The sequence below is a fragment of the Desulfurobacteriaceae bacterium genome (genome assembly GCA_039832905.1).
Lineage (GTDB): Bacteria > Aquificota > Aquificia > Desulfurobacteriales > Desulfurobacteriaceae > Desulfurobacterium.
The window spans coordinates 1-14,282 of sequence record JBDOLX010000044.1; the positions used below are offsets into that span (position 1 = coordinate 1).

Annotated in this window: 16 protein-coding genes; 6 read left to right on the top strand and 10 right to left on the bottom strand. The window is 35.7% G+C overall.

Translation table 11 applies throughout. From position 1 onward, the window contains the following. A partial coding sequence (locus tag ABGX27_03265; GenBank protein ID MEO2068511.1) for a peroxide stress protein YaaA occupies positions 1–198 on the bottom strand: 198 nt, incomplete at its 3' end. A 10-nt stretch (positions 199–208) separates the two neighbouring features. On the opposite strand from ABGX27_03265, the gene ABGX27_03270 reads away from it, so the two are divergent. Beyond that, positions 209–706 (top strand): segregation/condensation protein A, encoded by a 498-nt coding sequence (locus tag ABGX27_03270; protein MEO2068512.1) that lies wholly within the window; start codon positions 209–211, stop codon positions 704–706. Here ABGX27_03270 and ABGX27_03275 read toward each other — a convergent pair. Further along, complete coding sequence (locus ABGX27_03275) at positions 595–2,331, bottom strand: lytic transglycosylase domain-containing protein (protein ID MEO2068513.1); 1,737 nt, start codon at positions 2,329–2,331, stop codon at positions 595–597. The two genes, ABGX27_03270 and ABGX27_03275, sit on opposite strands and share 112 nt — an antisense overlap. Positions 2,332–2,345: 14 nt before the next feature. On the opposite strand from ABGX27_03275, the gene tgt reads away from it, so the two are divergent. Further along, positions 2,346–3,446 (top strand): tRNA guanosine(34) transglycosylase Tgt, encoded by a 1,101-nt coding sequence (gene tgt / locus ABGX27_03280; GenBank protein ID MEO2068514.1) that lies wholly within the window; start codon positions 2,346–2,348, stop codon positions 3,444–3,446. Positions 3,447–3,474: 28 nt separating this feature from the next. On the opposite strand, the gene ABGX27_03285 is transcribed toward tgt, so the two are convergent. Continuing rightward, on the bottom strand, positions 3,475–4,422 hold the full coding sequence (locus ABGX27_03285; GenBank protein MEO2068515.1) for an RluA family pseudouridine synthase: 948 nt from the start codon (positions 4,420–4,422) through the stop codon (positions 3,475–3,477). Positions 4,423–4,496: 74 nt separating this feature from the next. Between ABGX27_03285 and yacG the strand changes: the two genes are divergently transcribed. Next, the gene (gene yacG / locus ABGX27_03290; GenBank protein MEO2068516.1) at positions 4,497–4,670 is read left to right on the top strand and encodes a DNA gyrase inhibitor YacG; all 174 of its coding nucleotides are present in this window, start codon (positions 4,497–4,499) and stop codon (positions 4,668–4,670) included. After that, positions 4,645–7,221: a DNA mismatch repair protein MutS gene (mutS, locus tag ABGX27_03295; protein ID MEO2068517.1), complete on the top strand. Its 2,577-nt coding sequence runs from the start codon at positions 4,645–4,647 to the stop codon at positions 7,219–7,221. The genes yacG and mutS overlap by 26 nt, the downstream gene beginning before the upstream one ends. A 13-nt stretch (positions 7,222–7,234) precedes the next feature. Here mutS and ABGX27_03300 read toward each other — a convergent pair whose 3' ends face one another. Genes ABGX27_03300 through ABGX27_03330 form a run of 7 tightly spaced genes read right to left on the bottom strand, consistent with a single transcriptional unit; the run spans position 7,235 to position 13,140 of the window. Further along, the gene (locus ABGX27_03300) at positions 7,235–7,828 is read right to left on the bottom strand and encodes a hypothetical protein (protein ID MEO2068518.1); all 594 of its coding nucleotides are present in this window, start codon (positions 7,826–7,828) and stop codon (positions 7,235–7,237) included. A 10-nt stretch (positions 7,829–7,838) separates the two neighbouring features. Next, on the bottom strand, positions 7,839–8,549 hold the full coding sequence (locus tag ABGX27_03305) for an ankyrin repeat domain-containing protein (protein MEO2068519.1): 711 nt from the start codon (positions 8,547–8,549) through the stop codon (positions 7,839–7,841). Then, positions 8,546–10,045, bottom strand: coding sequence for a DEAD/DEAH box helicase (locus tag ABGX27_03310; protein ID MEO2068520.1), 1,500 nt, complete (start codon positions 10,043–10,045; stop codon positions 8,546–8,548). The genes ABGX27_03305 and ABGX27_03310 overlap by 4 nt, the downstream gene beginning before the upstream one ends. Further along, positions 10,046–11,722, bottom strand: coding sequence for a CarD family transcriptional regulator (locus ABGX27_03315; GenBank protein ID MEO2068521.1), 1,677 nt, complete (start codon positions 11,720–11,722; stop codon positions 10,046–10,048). Further along, positions 11,722–11,961 (bottom strand): hypothetical protein, encoded by a 240-nt coding sequence (locus ABGX27_03320; protein MEO2068522.1) that lies wholly within the window; start codon positions 11,959–11,961, stop codon positions 11,722–11,724. The genes ABGX27_03315 and ABGX27_03320 overlap by 1 nt, the downstream gene beginning before the upstream one ends. A 20-nt stretch (positions 11,962–11,981) precedes the next feature. Next, entirely contained in the window at positions 11,982–12,821 is an 840-nt protein-coding gene (gene accD / locus ABGX27_03325; protein MEO2068523.1) for an acetyl-CoA carboxylase, carboxyltransferase subunit beta, read from the bottom strand. 4 nt (positions 12,822–12,825) lie between these two features. After that, positions 12,826–13,140, bottom strand: coding sequence for a metalloregulator ArsR/SmtB family transcription factor (locus ABGX27_03330; GenBank protein MEO2068524.1), 315 nt, complete (start codon positions 13,138–13,140; stop codon positions 12,826–12,828). Positions 13,141–13,326: 186 nt separating this feature from the next. Between ABGX27_03330 and ABGX27_03335 the strand changes: the two genes are divergently transcribed. Together ABGX27_03335 and ABGX27_03340 are read left to right on the top strand one after the other, a co-directional pair. Next, positions 13,327–13,707: a Rid family detoxifying hydrolase gene (locus tag ABGX27_03335; GenBank protein MEO2068525.1), complete on the top strand. Its 381-nt coding sequence runs from the start codon at positions 13,327–13,329 to the stop codon at positions 13,705–13,707. A gap of 17 nt (positions 13,708–13,724) precedes the next feature. Continuing rightward, a partial coding sequence (locus tag ABGX27_03340; GenBank protein ID MEO2068526.1) for a hypothetical protein occupies positions 13,725–14,282 on the top strand: 558 nt, incomplete at its 3' end.

The following is a 14,282-nucleotide window of genomic DNA, read 5'->3' on the forward strand; positions in this document are numbered from 1 at the left end:
TCCATCTTTGATGAACTTGAGTGTCGTGTAGGGTTTAGTAGGTTTGTAGAACTTGTCGTAAAAGCCAGCACGTAAGTCCAGTATTTCCTCATCTTTGAGATACTCTTCCATGAGGTGTGCAGAGTGTTCATTATAAAACTTTTCGGTTTTAATCTCTCCTACCGCTTCTCCTTGTTTAAGTTTATATTCTGGAATCAAGTCTGAACTTTTGATACCAAAAGACGATGATGAAGACCCGAGAAAGAAAATAGTTCAGATAATAGAGGAGTACCTAAAGTCCAAAAAAGCAGCCAAAGTTTTAGAAGAACTGGAAGATAGAGCTTTAAGATTTTTCACTAACGATCCTTCCGATCTAATCTTTCAGTTTCAGGACAAGATAAAAATAGCCAATACTGTTTATGACTTAAAACTTGCTTTTGAAAATGTTTTAAGAAAGTCCTTTAAGCCAAAAATAAAGATAGGGATAAACATTTCAAGCGATGCTTTTAAAGTATCTGAAAAGATGGCTGAAATTAAAGAGTCGTTAAAAGGAAAGTATCTTCTTCCTCTTTCCGACTTTATTAAAAAGAGTTCCTGCAAACTTGAAGCAATTACCTACTTTTTGGCAGTTCTTGAACTTTCAAAACTTGGAGAAGTTTCAACTTTTACCGATGGAGAAGAGGTTTTTATCACTCCAGTGTTTAAGTTATCGGTTTCTTCCCCGTAAAGTTGAGAATAGTAATAATAGTTGGTTAAAACTTTCTTAACGTAATTACGGGTTTCCTCAAAAGGAATGTAAAAGTCCGTAAAGATTACTAGATCGTAAACGTCTTCCACTTTACCGAAAAGTTTTAATGCCCTTTTTATCCTTGTAGGACCAGCGTTGTAAGAGGCTGCAGCAAGAGGAAATAGAGAGAACTGCTTTAGTAGCTCGTTAATGTAAAAAGATCCAAATCTGTAGTTAACTTCAGGGTCAAAAAGCTGAGAAACTTTAAAGTTTTCTACCTTTAGTTTTTTAGCTATGTACTTTCCTGTAAAAGGCATTATTTGCATAAGCCCCATAGCTCCGGAACGGGAAAGAGCGAGCTCGTCAAAAAGACTCTCCTGTCTTGCCAAAGAGAGGGAAATTAAATCGTTTCCAAAAACCTCTGGCTTTGGATAAAGAACATAAAGAAGGAAAGGATACTTCGTTTGTTCCTTTTTAAAAGGAAAGGCTTCTTTTATAGCTCTTTTATACTCACCGCAAAAATAGTGAGCAAGTGCTATTGATGGACTCTTTCCATTTACAAATTCCAAAATATCACATCTTCCCTTTTCCAATAAAAACCTTATACCTTCATCAGAAACATCCTCTTTCTTTGGAAGAACTCCTCTGAGAAAAGAGGGTTTCTCTCTATTTAAAAGGATTGAATAGAAACTAACATTATTGGAGTTAAAATTCTTCTCTACTCTTTTAAACTTATTGTAGAGAACAACTTCCCAAGCCCTATACTTCTCACCCTGTAAGGTTTTTAAAACTTTCAAAGCCTCATCTATATTTCCAGTTAAGACGAAGTATTTGACAAGATACTCTTTGTATAGTTTCTTATCTACTTTCCTTGCTAAGTTTAAAGCCTTTCTAAAGAATCCTTTATCTTGATACAAAAACTTGTCAAGAACGTAAACAGTAAGTCTTTTCTTTGAATAGGAGGAAATGTTTGAAGAAATTGCTTTTTGATAGTAATAAAACCTTTCAGCACTAGACCGTGCTATGAAGGCAAGGTAGAAGTACTTTTCTGATTTTTCAGATTTTTCCAACTCTTTTCGAGCCAAATTGTATTTTCTTTGCTTTAAGTAGAAAATACCTTTTAAAAGATGATAATAAGGATCATTTTCTAAAAGTGAAAGGTAAATTTCTGCAATATCAAAATTTCTTTCTGAAAGAGCTTTCCAAACTTTCCTTCTTAAAATCTTAGGAGTGAAAAGATACTTTGTATCTCCAGCATTAAGGGTTAATATCCACTCATCAAATCTATTTGTCTTAGAGAATACAGTTCTAAATAGTTTTTTAGACTCTTTTTCTCTCCCTACTTTCTTTAAAGCATAAGCCTTTTCTATGAGAAAATAGTATTCCTTAGGATTTTCTTCTACTTTTGAAATTTTTTCATACTCTTTTTTTACAAAACAGGAGTCTATAAAAAGAGAAATTGCTAAGTCGGAAAGTTCTGTATTCTTGAACTTTTCGTAAAACTCAGTAGAACAAAAATCGTTAGATTCTAACGTCTTTAAAAATTCTTTAGCTCTTTGAGCTGTCAGAGCAAACGAGTTAGAAGCTATGAAAGTTAAAAGTATAATTAACCACAAACTTTTCATCGGGAGAATTATACATGGAATATAAGGTTTTAGCCACAAGTGGAAACGCAAGGTATGGGATATTAAGAGGAACACACGGAGAAACGAAAACCCCTTGTTTTATGCCGGTAGGAACTCTTGGAGCAGTTAAGGGAATCACTTGGGACAAAATAGAAGAAATGGGATATTCCTTAGTTCTTGCGAACGTTTACCATCTTTATTTAAGACCAGGTATTGAAACGATAGAAGCTGCAGGAGGACTTCATAAATTTTCCGGCTGGGGTAGACTTATCCTTACCGATAGCGGCGGATTTCAAGTTTTCAGCCTTGGAAAGTTTGTAAAAATTACAGAAGAAGGTATTTACTTTAAGTCCCACCTTGACGGTTCAGAACACTTTTTCTCTCCTGAAAAGGTTGTAGAGCTTGAAGAAAGAATGGGAGTAGATATTGGAATGGTTTTAGATGAGTGTACTCCTTATCCTGCAAGCTACGAATACGCTAAAGAATCTATGGAGAGAACGGTAAGATGGGCCTTAAGAAGCGTTAGAGCAAGAACAACCGATAAAACCGCTATTTTTGGGATAGTTCAAGGAGGAGTTTATGAAGATTTAAGAAAAAAGTGTGTTGAAATGTTGAAAGACCTCCCTTTCGAGGGTTTTGCCATCGGGGGCTTAAGCGTTGGAGAACCAAAAGAAGAAATGTACAAAATAACAAGGCTTACAGCTCCTTTACTTCCCTTTGAAAAGCCTCGGTATCTCATGGGAGTTGGGAAACCTGAGGACATTTTAGAAGCAGTAGAAGCTGGCGTTGATATGTTTGACTGTGTAATTCCAACACGAAACGCAAGGAACGGAACTCTTTTTACTTCAAGGGGGAAAGTAAACATAAAAGCTGCTAAATATAAAAACGACTTTACTCCTTTAGACCCCGAATGTGATTGCTATACGTGTAGGAACTTTACAAAGGCCTACCTTCGCCACCTCTACGTTTCTAAACATATAAATGCTGCAATTCTTAACACTATTCACAACTTACATTTTTACTCTACTTTGATGAAAAAAATTCGTGAGGCTATAAAAGAAGGAAAGTTTAGCGAGTTTAAAAGGGAATTTTTGGAAAGGTATTTTGGAGGTTAGGGGGGATAAGGCATGTACAAATTGAGATTTACTGTCCATCCCCCCTCAAATACTCAATAACCCTCTCCATCCCTTCTGGAAGAGGAACTTCAAACTCTAAAACCTTCCCCGTTCTCGGATGTTTGAAGGAAAGGTAATACGCACAGAGGGCGTGCATTCCCATTTCTTCTATGAGATTCCTTAAATTCTCGTCCTTTATACGGGAAGGTTTAAAACCGTAAGTTTTATCTCCAAGCAAAGGATACCCCAAGTAAGACATATGGACTCTTATTTGGTGTGTTCTTCCCGTTTCAAGTTTGCACTTTATTAAAGAAATATTGTGATTTTCAAACTTTTCTAAAACCCAATAGTTGGTAATAGCCTCTTTTGGAGAAGTTGTGTTAGGAGAAAACTTTTTTCTGTCAAATTTATCTCTACCTATTGGAACAACTATTCTATCGTAATCCTTTCTCGGAATTCCAAAGATTAAAGCCTTGTAGAACCTCCCAACAGTTCTACTTTTAAACTGTTCTATTAAAGACTGTTGGGCTAAGTCGTTTTTAGCAACAACCAAAAGCCCTGCTGTGTCTTTGTCTAGTCTATGAACAATTCCAGGACGGAGCGTTCCATTTATTCCTTGGAAATCTTTAACGTGGTGTAAAAGGGCATTTACAAGTGTTCCACTGTAATGTCCCGGAGCCGGATGAACAACAAGCCCAGCCGGTTTATTAATAACAATTACGTCTTCATCTTCATAAACAATGTCTAAAGGTATATCTTCAGGTTCTAAGTCCAAAGGAACAGGCTCCGGAATTTCAAAGGCAACGGTTTCTCCTTCTTTAACTTTATAGGAAGGTTTTTTAACAATTTTTCCATTAATGCTGACTTCTCCGTCTTCTATAAGATGTTTTGCTTGGGAGCGGGATATATCCACAATACTTGCCAAAAATTGGTCAAGTCTCATTCCTTTTTTCTCTTTATCAACTACTACTTCCATTTTTTCCTCATAGCCCAATTTTGGTTAGAGAAATATATTTTTTATCCTCAGTTAAAACCACAGGGAGACTTTAAATGAGAAAGATTGTTTGCCCAAATTGCAAAAAGGAAGCGACTTGGGAAGGTAATCCTTACCGTCCGTTTTGTAGTGAAAAATGTAAGCTTGCCGACCTTTCAAAGTGGCTAAACGAAGAATACAGAGTAGAGTCTTGCGGGGTTCAAAGTGGCAAAGAAGAAAACAGAGAGTAATCTAACTCCAGCCTTAAAACAGTATTTAGAGATAAAGGAAAAGTACAAAGATGCAATCTTGATGTTCAGAATGGGAGACTTTTTTGAGATGTTTTTTGAGGATGCAGAAATTGCTTCAAGAGAGCTTGAGATAGCCTTAACTTCAAGGCCTTTTGGAAAAACTGGAGAGCGGGCACCAATGTGCGGTGTCCCTTACCACTCAGTAGATGGATACATAGCAAAACTTGTTAGGAAAGGTTATAAAGTTGCAATCTGTGAACAACTTGAAGAGCCAAAGCCTGGAAAAAAAGTTGTAGACAGGGGAGTTGTAAGAGTAATAACTCCTGGAACATACTTTGAAGATGAAACAGAGGATAGATTTTTAATGTCAATATACCCTTCAAAAGATCTTTTTAGCGTTGCCTTTACTGAACTTTCAACGGGAGATCTCTTTTTCACTACAGTTAATGAGGAAGGTTTAAAGTCCATCCTTTCAAAATTTAAACCAATAGAGATAATCGTTCCAAGCGGTTTTCAGGATTCCTCTTTAATAAAAGAGGTCTTACAGGACGCAAAAATAGAAGAAAGAGACAAAGACTTTTTCGAGACAAGAAGAGTAAACACTTTGGATTTAGAAAGGGAGAGTGAACAGAAAGCCTTAGCTGGACTTTTGGATTTTATAGAAGAAACACAACTAGAATTTACCCCAAAGATAAAACCTCCCAAAAGATACACTGGAGAAAAATACATATACCTTGACCCTCAAACTCAAAAGAACTTGGAACTTGTAGAACCAATAAACGAAAGACTTACAAATGCCTCTCTTTTTGGGGTCTTAAATAGAACAAAAACAGGAATGGGAAGAAGACTTCTAAAGTTCTGGATACTCCATCCTTTAAAGAATAAAAAGGAGATAGAAGAAAGACTTTTAGCCGTTGAGGAACTAATAAACAATTCCTCTCTAAGAGAAGAAGTTTCGGAAATTCTTTCAAAAGTTTACGATGTAGAAAGACTTTTATCAAAAATAACTTCCGGAATAGCAACTCCAAAAGACTTAGCTTCTTTAAGGGCTTCTTTAAAAGTTTTAAAGAACTTAAAGAAAACACTTTCCAATCTTAAATCTCCTCTTCTTAAGAAAATCTATGAAAGTTTTGACGACCTTTACGACATCTACTGCGAGCTTGAAAGAATTTTAGTGGAAAATCCTCCCTTTTCTCCCAAAGAAGGTGGAATTGTAAAAGAAGGAGTAAACAAAGAACTTGACGAACTAAGAAGAATAAAAAGTGAAGGAGAAAAAATTATTAAATCAATTGAAGAAAGGGAAAGAAAAAGAACCGGCATTTCGAGTTTGAAAATCGGTTTTAACAATGTCTTTGGTTATTATATAGAAGTTTCAAAGGCAAATTTACACCTTGTTCCTAAGGACTACATCAGAAAACAGACCCTTGTTAATGCAGAAAGATTTATAACTCCAGAGCTTAAGGAGTTTGAGGAGAAAGTTCTTTCTTCTCAAGAAAGAATAGAAAAACTTGAGTATGAAATTTTTGTAAACTTACGGCGATTTGTTTCGCAAAATGCCGAAAGAATTCAAAATACAGCGGAAAAAATAGGAACTATCGATGTTCTTCTTTCTTTTTCAAAAGTTGCAATAGAGAGAGGATATACAAAGCCTGAGATTACTGAAAGTTTTGAAATAAGGATAAAAGAAGGAAAACATCCTGTTCTTGAAAAGTTTCTTGAAGAGGACTTTATTCCCAACGATGTGGAATTAACAAAGGAAGGTTTCATCCTAATAGTTACCGGCCCAAACATGGGAGGAAAATCGGTTTATTTAAGACAAACCGCCCTTATCACAATAATGGCACAGATAGGTTCCTTTGTTCCTGCAAAACGTGCAGAAATTGGAATAGTTGATAGAGTATTTTCAAGGGTTGGAGCAGCGGACAACTTAACACGGGGTCTTTCTACCTTCATGATGGAAATGGTGGAAACTGCAAACATTTTGAAAAATGCAACTTCAAAAAGCCTTGTTATACTAGATGAAATAGGAAGGGGAACAAGCACTTACGATGGAATGAGTATTGCAAGGGCGGTGGTCGAATATATATCAACCAAAGTAAGAGCAAAAACCCTTTTTGCTACCCACTATCACGAACTTACAGAGTTAGAAGAAAAAATAGAAGGAGTAAAGAACCTTCATGTATCTGTAGAAGAAGTTGAAAATAAAATAATCTTTACTCACAAAGTCCTTCCGGGAGCATCTGAGAAATCTTACGGAATCCATGTTGCAGAGTTAGCAGGACTACCAAAAGAAGTTGTAGAGAGAGCAAAAGAGATCTTGAATGAAATTGAAAGAAAGGAAAGAGAAGAAGTAGAAAAAACTAAAGAAGAGCTCCCTCTTTTAAAGGTTGCAGAGGAAAAAAAGGTCTTTTACGAAACAAAAACGAAAGAAGTTGAAAGCGAAATTGTTAGAGAACTTGAAAAGGTTGAAATCTCAACGACAACTCCTCTAGAAGCTCTAATGATTTTAGCTAAGCTAAAGGAAAAAATAAAGAAGAGGAAAGGAAACTAACAGGATATAGCCCCTAAAAATCTACATTTATTCCCACACCAAAAGAGTAAGCTTTTTCCATTGTTAAATCTTTAGTGAACAAAAACTGAACGGCTAAACCATCAGCTATTACGATGTCCGCTCCAATTTTTAGCCTTGCAATCACATAGTTTTGAACGAAATCTTTTAACCAGTCTTGACTGTCACTGAACTTGTAAGCAGAAGGAAAATCATCTGAATGAAGTCCTAATCCTAAAGCCATACCTCCAAAAGGAATAACAGAGAACATATCGGCAACTACAAGAATTTTTCTGTCTGCCCCAAAGTAAGGTATCTGAAGAAGAAAGTTATACATTCCTTCAACGTGTCTTATTCCTTTACTTTCAAATTTCTTCCAACCAAAAGCAAAAGACCCACCATGTCTTAGGTAATTTTTATACTTAAGGAAGGCTATCTCTACTCTTTTTACATTGTCAAAAATACCATTGTTAGAAAATGAATATTCAAACATAACGTTAACTTTCCTACCGTGCTCGTATCCTTCTTTCCAACTGTAAAGTGTATTAATCCCAGCATTGGCAGTAGCAAGAGAAAATAAAGCTATTAAGACTGCTAAAAGTTTTTTCACAACTCCCCCTTTACTTTCCTTGGGTTTGTTTATTTTTCAGGAAATCAACAATAACTTTCGAAACAACATGGTTTTTAACACTATTTGCAAGATCCAAAGGTGTTTTTCCTCTATTGTTCTTCATATTCGGATCTGCACCCTTTAAAAGTAAAAGTTTAGCTAATCTTTGACTTCCTTTTGTCGTTGCACAGTAGTGTAAGGGAGTATTCCCGTAACTATCTTTAGCATTAACATTTGCTCCTTTATCTATTAAAAACTTCGCTACCCTATAGCTATTGTAAATGGTCGCCACGTGTAAAGGTGTATATCCATACTTGTCTTTTGCGTTAACGTTGGCCCCATGCTCTACGAGAAGTTTTGCTATCGGCAAATTGTTTCTGATAGCCGCTTGATGTAAAGGAGAAAAATCAAAGTAATCTTTTTCGTTTACATTTGCACCGTGATTTACTAGAAGCTTTACAAGCTTATAGTTATTAAGGTCAACAGCGTGAAAAAGTGGTGTCCACCCAAATTTGTCCTTTATGTCTACTGGAACTCCTCTCCTTAAGATTTCTTTTACTTTCTCAACATCTCCCTCTTTTACAGCTTTAAAAAACTCCTTTTTTGTTTTCCTATCAACTCTTACAGTATCAGCTTTTGCCATGTGTGAAGTATTAAAAGTGGATAGTGGAAATACAGCCACAATTTCCAGTGCAAGAAAAAAGCCTAAAAGTTTTCTCATTCTTCACTCCTTAAATCTTCTAATATTTTTAGAATATCGTCCAAGCTTTTAGCATCAACGTAAAGTTTTTTATCCGGCGTAAAAGTTGCACCTTTGGATTTTACAAACTTAACTATGGTATCCGGCAAGATGTTGGGAGAATCACTGAAAGTTAAAATAAGCTTCCCTGACTCTGTCATAGAAACTTCTTTAATACCTATCTCTTTTGCAAGTTTTTTTATCTTCATTATTTTGAACATATTAACAAGATCTGGCAGAACACCGTGAATTTTCTCTATTTCTTTTAAAACTTTTTCTGGGTTTTCCGACCTCGAAAGCTGACCGTAAACCTTCGACCTTTCTTTCGTATCCTCTATGTAGTCCTCAGGAATAAACGCCTCTACCGGTATGTTAACTTTTACATCTTCCTCTTCTTTTTGAGTCTTAACCTCCTCAAAGAGTTTTATGTAAAGGTCTAAGCCAACAGTGTTAACAAAACCGCTCTGCTTTGGACCAAGTAAAGTTCCAGCTCCTCTTATTTCTAAATCCTTCATTGCAAGCTGGAAACCACCACCTAAAGGGGAAATTTTTTTCATTGCCTCAAGTCTCTTAATAGCAGAAGGTGTGAGTTTTGCATCCTTTGAAGTTAGAAGATAACAGTAACCTTTCTCAACTCCTCTACCAACTCTTCCTCTAAGCTGATAAAGCTGAGAAAGTCCAAACTTTTCTGCTCCAATAACGATTAAAGTATTTGCAGAGGGAACATCAAGTCCTGACTCAACAATAGAAGTTGAAATTAAGATTTTTATCTTCCCTTCAAAAAAGTTGTGCATTACTCTCTCTATTTTGTCTGCCTTCATCTGGCCATGAACGATATCAATAGGAACATCTGGAAACATCGTTTCTATTTTTTCTTTTAGAGGTTCAAGTTCATCTATATCGTTTTGAACAATAAAAACCTGTCCATTCCTTTCAAGCTCCCTCTCTATCGCTGTTTTCAGTATCTTATCTGAGTATTTGGAAACAACTACTTTTGTTCCCCTTCTTCCGGGAGGTGGCGTTTCTATAACGGAAATGTCCCTAAATCCAGAAAGGGCAGAATAAAGTGTTCTTGGAATTGGAGTAGCAGAAAGATAAAGAACATCAAGGTTTTTCTTCATTTTTGTGAGTTTTTCTTTTGTTTTTACTCCAAAACGGTGTTCCTCATCTATTATTAAAAGTCCTAAATTTTTAAACTCTACATCGTCTTGAGTAAGTCTATGGGTTCCAATAATTATATCTATTTCTCCTTTTTTGAGTCTTTCTAAGATTTCCTTTTGTTCCTTCTTTGTCTTAAAGCGAGAAATTGCTTCTATCTTGACAGGAAAACCTTTGAAACGTTTCCTAAAGGTTCTATAGTGCTGGTCAACCAAAATTGTAGTCGGGGCAATAAGGGCTACTTGCTTTCCTGCAGAGACCGCTTTCATAGCGGCTCTCATTGCTACTTCTGTCTTTCCATAACCAACATCTCCACAAATTCACCTATCCATAGGTTTGTTAGATTCCATATCTTTATATACTTCTCTTATAGTTTTTAACTGGTCAGGAGTTGGTTTATAAGGGAAACGTTTTTCAAATTCTCTTATTAAAGTTTCATCTCCAATAATTCTTTCACCTTTTGAAGTCTTTCTTTCTTTATAAAGCTCTGCTAGTTCCTTGGCAAACTTTACAAGGGATGCCTTTATTTTCCTTTCAAGGTTTTTCCAAGAGGTTCCCCCAAGTTTATCAAGCTTTGGAGACTTTCCTTTATACCCTGAGTACTTATAAATCCTATCTATTTGAGTAAAAGGAGCGTAAAGTCTTTCTCCACCAGCATACTCAATTTCTATAAAGTCAAAAGTTTTTCCTCTTATTTCTCTACTTACTATTCCTCGGAATATTCCTATCCCGTAGTCCCTATGAACAACAAGAGTTCCGGGTTCTAAAGTGGTGATATCTTCTTTTTTGTTAACTTCAATGAGAACTTCCGACTCTGTAAGCCAAGCAACCTTCTTATTTAGAAGCTTAAAGCCTCCAGAAGAAACTCCCTTTTCCGCTTCAAGTTCCAGTCCATACTTCTTAGCCAGTTTTTCTGCTTCTACTTTTAGAGTTTCAGTAGTATAAAAGAGGCTTACTTTATATCCTTCTAAAGACCGAAATATTTCTTCTAAATTCTCATCGTTTACAGGTGGAAGAGGAGATATTCCAAAGTCTATTCCTTCCTTTATGGATTTCTCATAAATAGAAATCGTAGGCTTAAACTCTCCATGAAAGATAAAGTCTTCAGGTTTTGCAGAAGGTATACCTTCTTTTTTTAATATTTCGAAATTTTCTTCTACAGCTTTTATAAAAGTTTCACCGGCTGTTCTTACTTGATCCGGTTCTAAAACCACTAAAGGCAACTCTCCCGTGTAATCTGTGATGGGAACGAGTTCCATCACATCTGGCAGTAGCTTTTCGGCTCCGCTTATCTCGCCAAGTATCAAGTGTCTTTCAACAATTTCTGGATAAATTTTTGAAATCCTGTTTAACTTTTCCTCATCAACCGGAAGTTCTAAAGTTGGAACAATAACAAATCTTTCTACTTCTTTATTATCCACCGTTATTTTCTCTACTGTATCCCCAAAAAATTCAAAGACTACTCTCTCACCAAGAGGAGTTACAACCTCGAGAGTATCTCCCCTAAGGCTAAATTCCCCTTCTTCTGGTTCACTGTCAACCCGTCTATAACCCAGAATAGTGAGTTTCTTAGGAAGTTCTTGATATGAAATTTCCTCTTGATTTTCAATTTCTACTATGTAGTTAAGAAACTCATCTATGGAAGGAACTTTTTGCAAAAATGAAGAAGGCGTAAGAACAACCACATCAAACTTTTGAGAAAGCATCTTGTAAAGAGCTTTTAACCTTTTATACTGATAAAGAGAAAGTGGAGAAGACACATCTAAAGGGGGAACATCCCAAGCTGGAAGGTAAACTACAGAAAAACCAAATCTTTTTAAGTCCTCTGCCAATAGTTCAGCTACATTTTCAGAAGGGACTAACAGAAAAAAAGGAGAAAGAACTTTTTTTATCTCTTTTAGAATAAAACCTTTAGAAGCTCCCGGTAGACCAAAACACTTAACTGGTTCTTTGCTTTTTAGCTTACCCTTTAAAAGCTTTATTTCTCTTTCAAACATTAGCCTTCTACAAGCTTAGCTTCTCTTTGCATGAGTCTATTAAAAAGCGTATCCCAGAAGATAGTTAGATCTCCATCTTTTACGTGTTCAGTAAAGAACTTAATAGAGTCCTCTATTTCATCTCCAAGGACTTCAAATAAGTTATCATTTTTTAACGCTGAATCTATTTTTTCTTGGTTATAGAGAAAAAAGTCTGCAATTATTGTTCTTGCAAGTCTTTGAGCTTTACTGGATGCCATAAATTCCTCCCTCTCTGTATTTAGCAAAATAATTCTATCAATTTTGATAGCGTACTTTTCAGTTCTTTACGTTCTACCACCATATCTATAAGTCCATGTTCCAACAAGAACTCTGAACGCTGGAAACCTTTAGGAAGCTTTTGGCGAATAGTTTGCTCTATGACTCGGGGGCCGGCGAAACCAATAAGAGCCTTAGGCTCTGCAATTATCACATCCCCAAGGAAAGCAAAGCTCGCAGATACTCCGCCCATTGTAGGATGGGTAAGGACGGAGATATATGGAACCCCCCTTTCCTCAAGGAGTGTAAGGGCTGCAGAAGTCTTTGCCATCTGCATTAAAGAAACAACCCCTTCTTGCATTCTCGCACCGCCAGAGGCAGAAATACAGATGAACGGAATTCCATTCTCTGCAGCCCTTTCTATATTTCTCGTTATCTTCTCGCCGACCACCGAGCCCATACTACCGCCCATAAAGCGGAAGTCAAAACAGCTAACTAAAACATCTTTACCATCAATTTTTCCTTTAGCGTTTACAACCGCATCCTTTAAACCTGTTTTTTCTTGTGCCTGCTTTAACCTTTCAGTGTATGGTTTCTTATCCACAAAGCCAAGTACATCCTTTGGCTCCAAATCGATATCAAGTTCCTCAAAACTACCCTTATCGAAAAGCATATAAAGTCTGTCTTTAGCTGGTACAGGAAAGTGATATCCACACTTTGGACAAACCATCAGATTGCTTTCAAGCTCTCCACGAAAAAGCAAAGACTTACACTCCTCACACTTAATCCAAAGCCCCGTTGGAACAGTAGACTGAGGCTTATCCTCTGCTTTTAACTTTCTCTTAAAGAGTTTCCCAAACACTTACTTAACCCCTGAAACAAGCTATCTGAGGAAGAATGTTTAAAAGTTCTCTAAAAGCATCTGATGAGATAGTATAGTATACTTTATTTCCTTTTCTGGTTTTTGCAACGATTCCTTTGTACCTTAGTGTTCTAAGGTGTTGAGATAGTGAAGACTGCGAAATTCCCAGTTCCTGTTCTAGATCTGTTACGCACATAGGTTTTTCTTTAAGTGTAAAGAGTATCTTAAGTCTCACTGGGGAAGCAAGAGCTTTTAAACATTCTGCTCCCTCTTCAATTCTTTCATCGTCAAGGATAATATTTTCCTTCCTCTTAGCCATAGTACCTCCGGAATTTTTACTGTTAGAAATAATTATAATCAATATTTATTCAGAATCAAGCTTTCTAAACAATTAACATATTAAATAATCAGAATTCCAATTTCACCTTTATTAACGCAAAATATAAGATTGTAAGATTAGAGTTTCAACCTATTTTTGTAAAAAACTTTTAAAGAGGTAAGAAAAATGAAGGTGATAATAACTGAAAATGCTCCATTGCCTCTTGGACCCTACTCCCAAGGGATACTCAGTGGAAATCTTGTTTTCACTGCAGGTCAAATAGGAGTAGATCCTAAAACAGGAAAGCTTGCAGAAGGTTTTGAAAATCAGGTAGTTCAAGCTCTAAAAAATCTAGAAGCAATTCTTAACAAAGCTGGGGCAAGTAAGTGCAGTATTCTAAAAGTTACTGTATACCTAAAAAACATTAATAGGTTCAAAGATTTTAATAAAATTTACGAAGAGTTTAATGATACTATAAAAAAATTCGGCCTTAAAAAAAGTCCAACGCTATTAAAGTTAATGGAATATTTTGTTAAGAATCCTGAAAGAGTATTATTCGAAAAATAGAAAGAAAGGAGCTTAAAATGAGAAACGCAAATATTTATCCATCGCCCAGTTATCTATCATATTTCGGCTATAATAAACCGATTGTCAGTCCGGACGACTCACTTTTTGCTAAACTTAACATTAATAATTGTAACACAGAATCCGTAAAAAATCAAGAGGTTTTAAGCATTAATAACACCAAAAAACCGGAAAATTATGACATTTTAGGAATTGATAATTTTGACGTTATAAAAACAGAAGAACAACTAAAAACAGAAGTTGCCGAAAGCGAAAAAAGAATTTTAAAACAATTTCAAAAAGAACTAAAAAAGGTTATTAAAAACGATAAAAAAAGCAATTTTGAAATAGCTCAACAAATTAAAAAGCTGATAAGTAATTTTTCTTTTAAATTTAGCATAAACAGGTTAAAAAACGGATTCTCTTCAAACTTTAAACCATTACTTTTTAATTCCAAAATAGATAAATACTTTACCAAAAAAGAAGATTATGTAAAAGTGGGTAAAACAGAGGATAAGAGAATCTTTTTTACAGATATAAGCACCGAGAGCGTTAACAAAGAAGTTAACACCTTATAC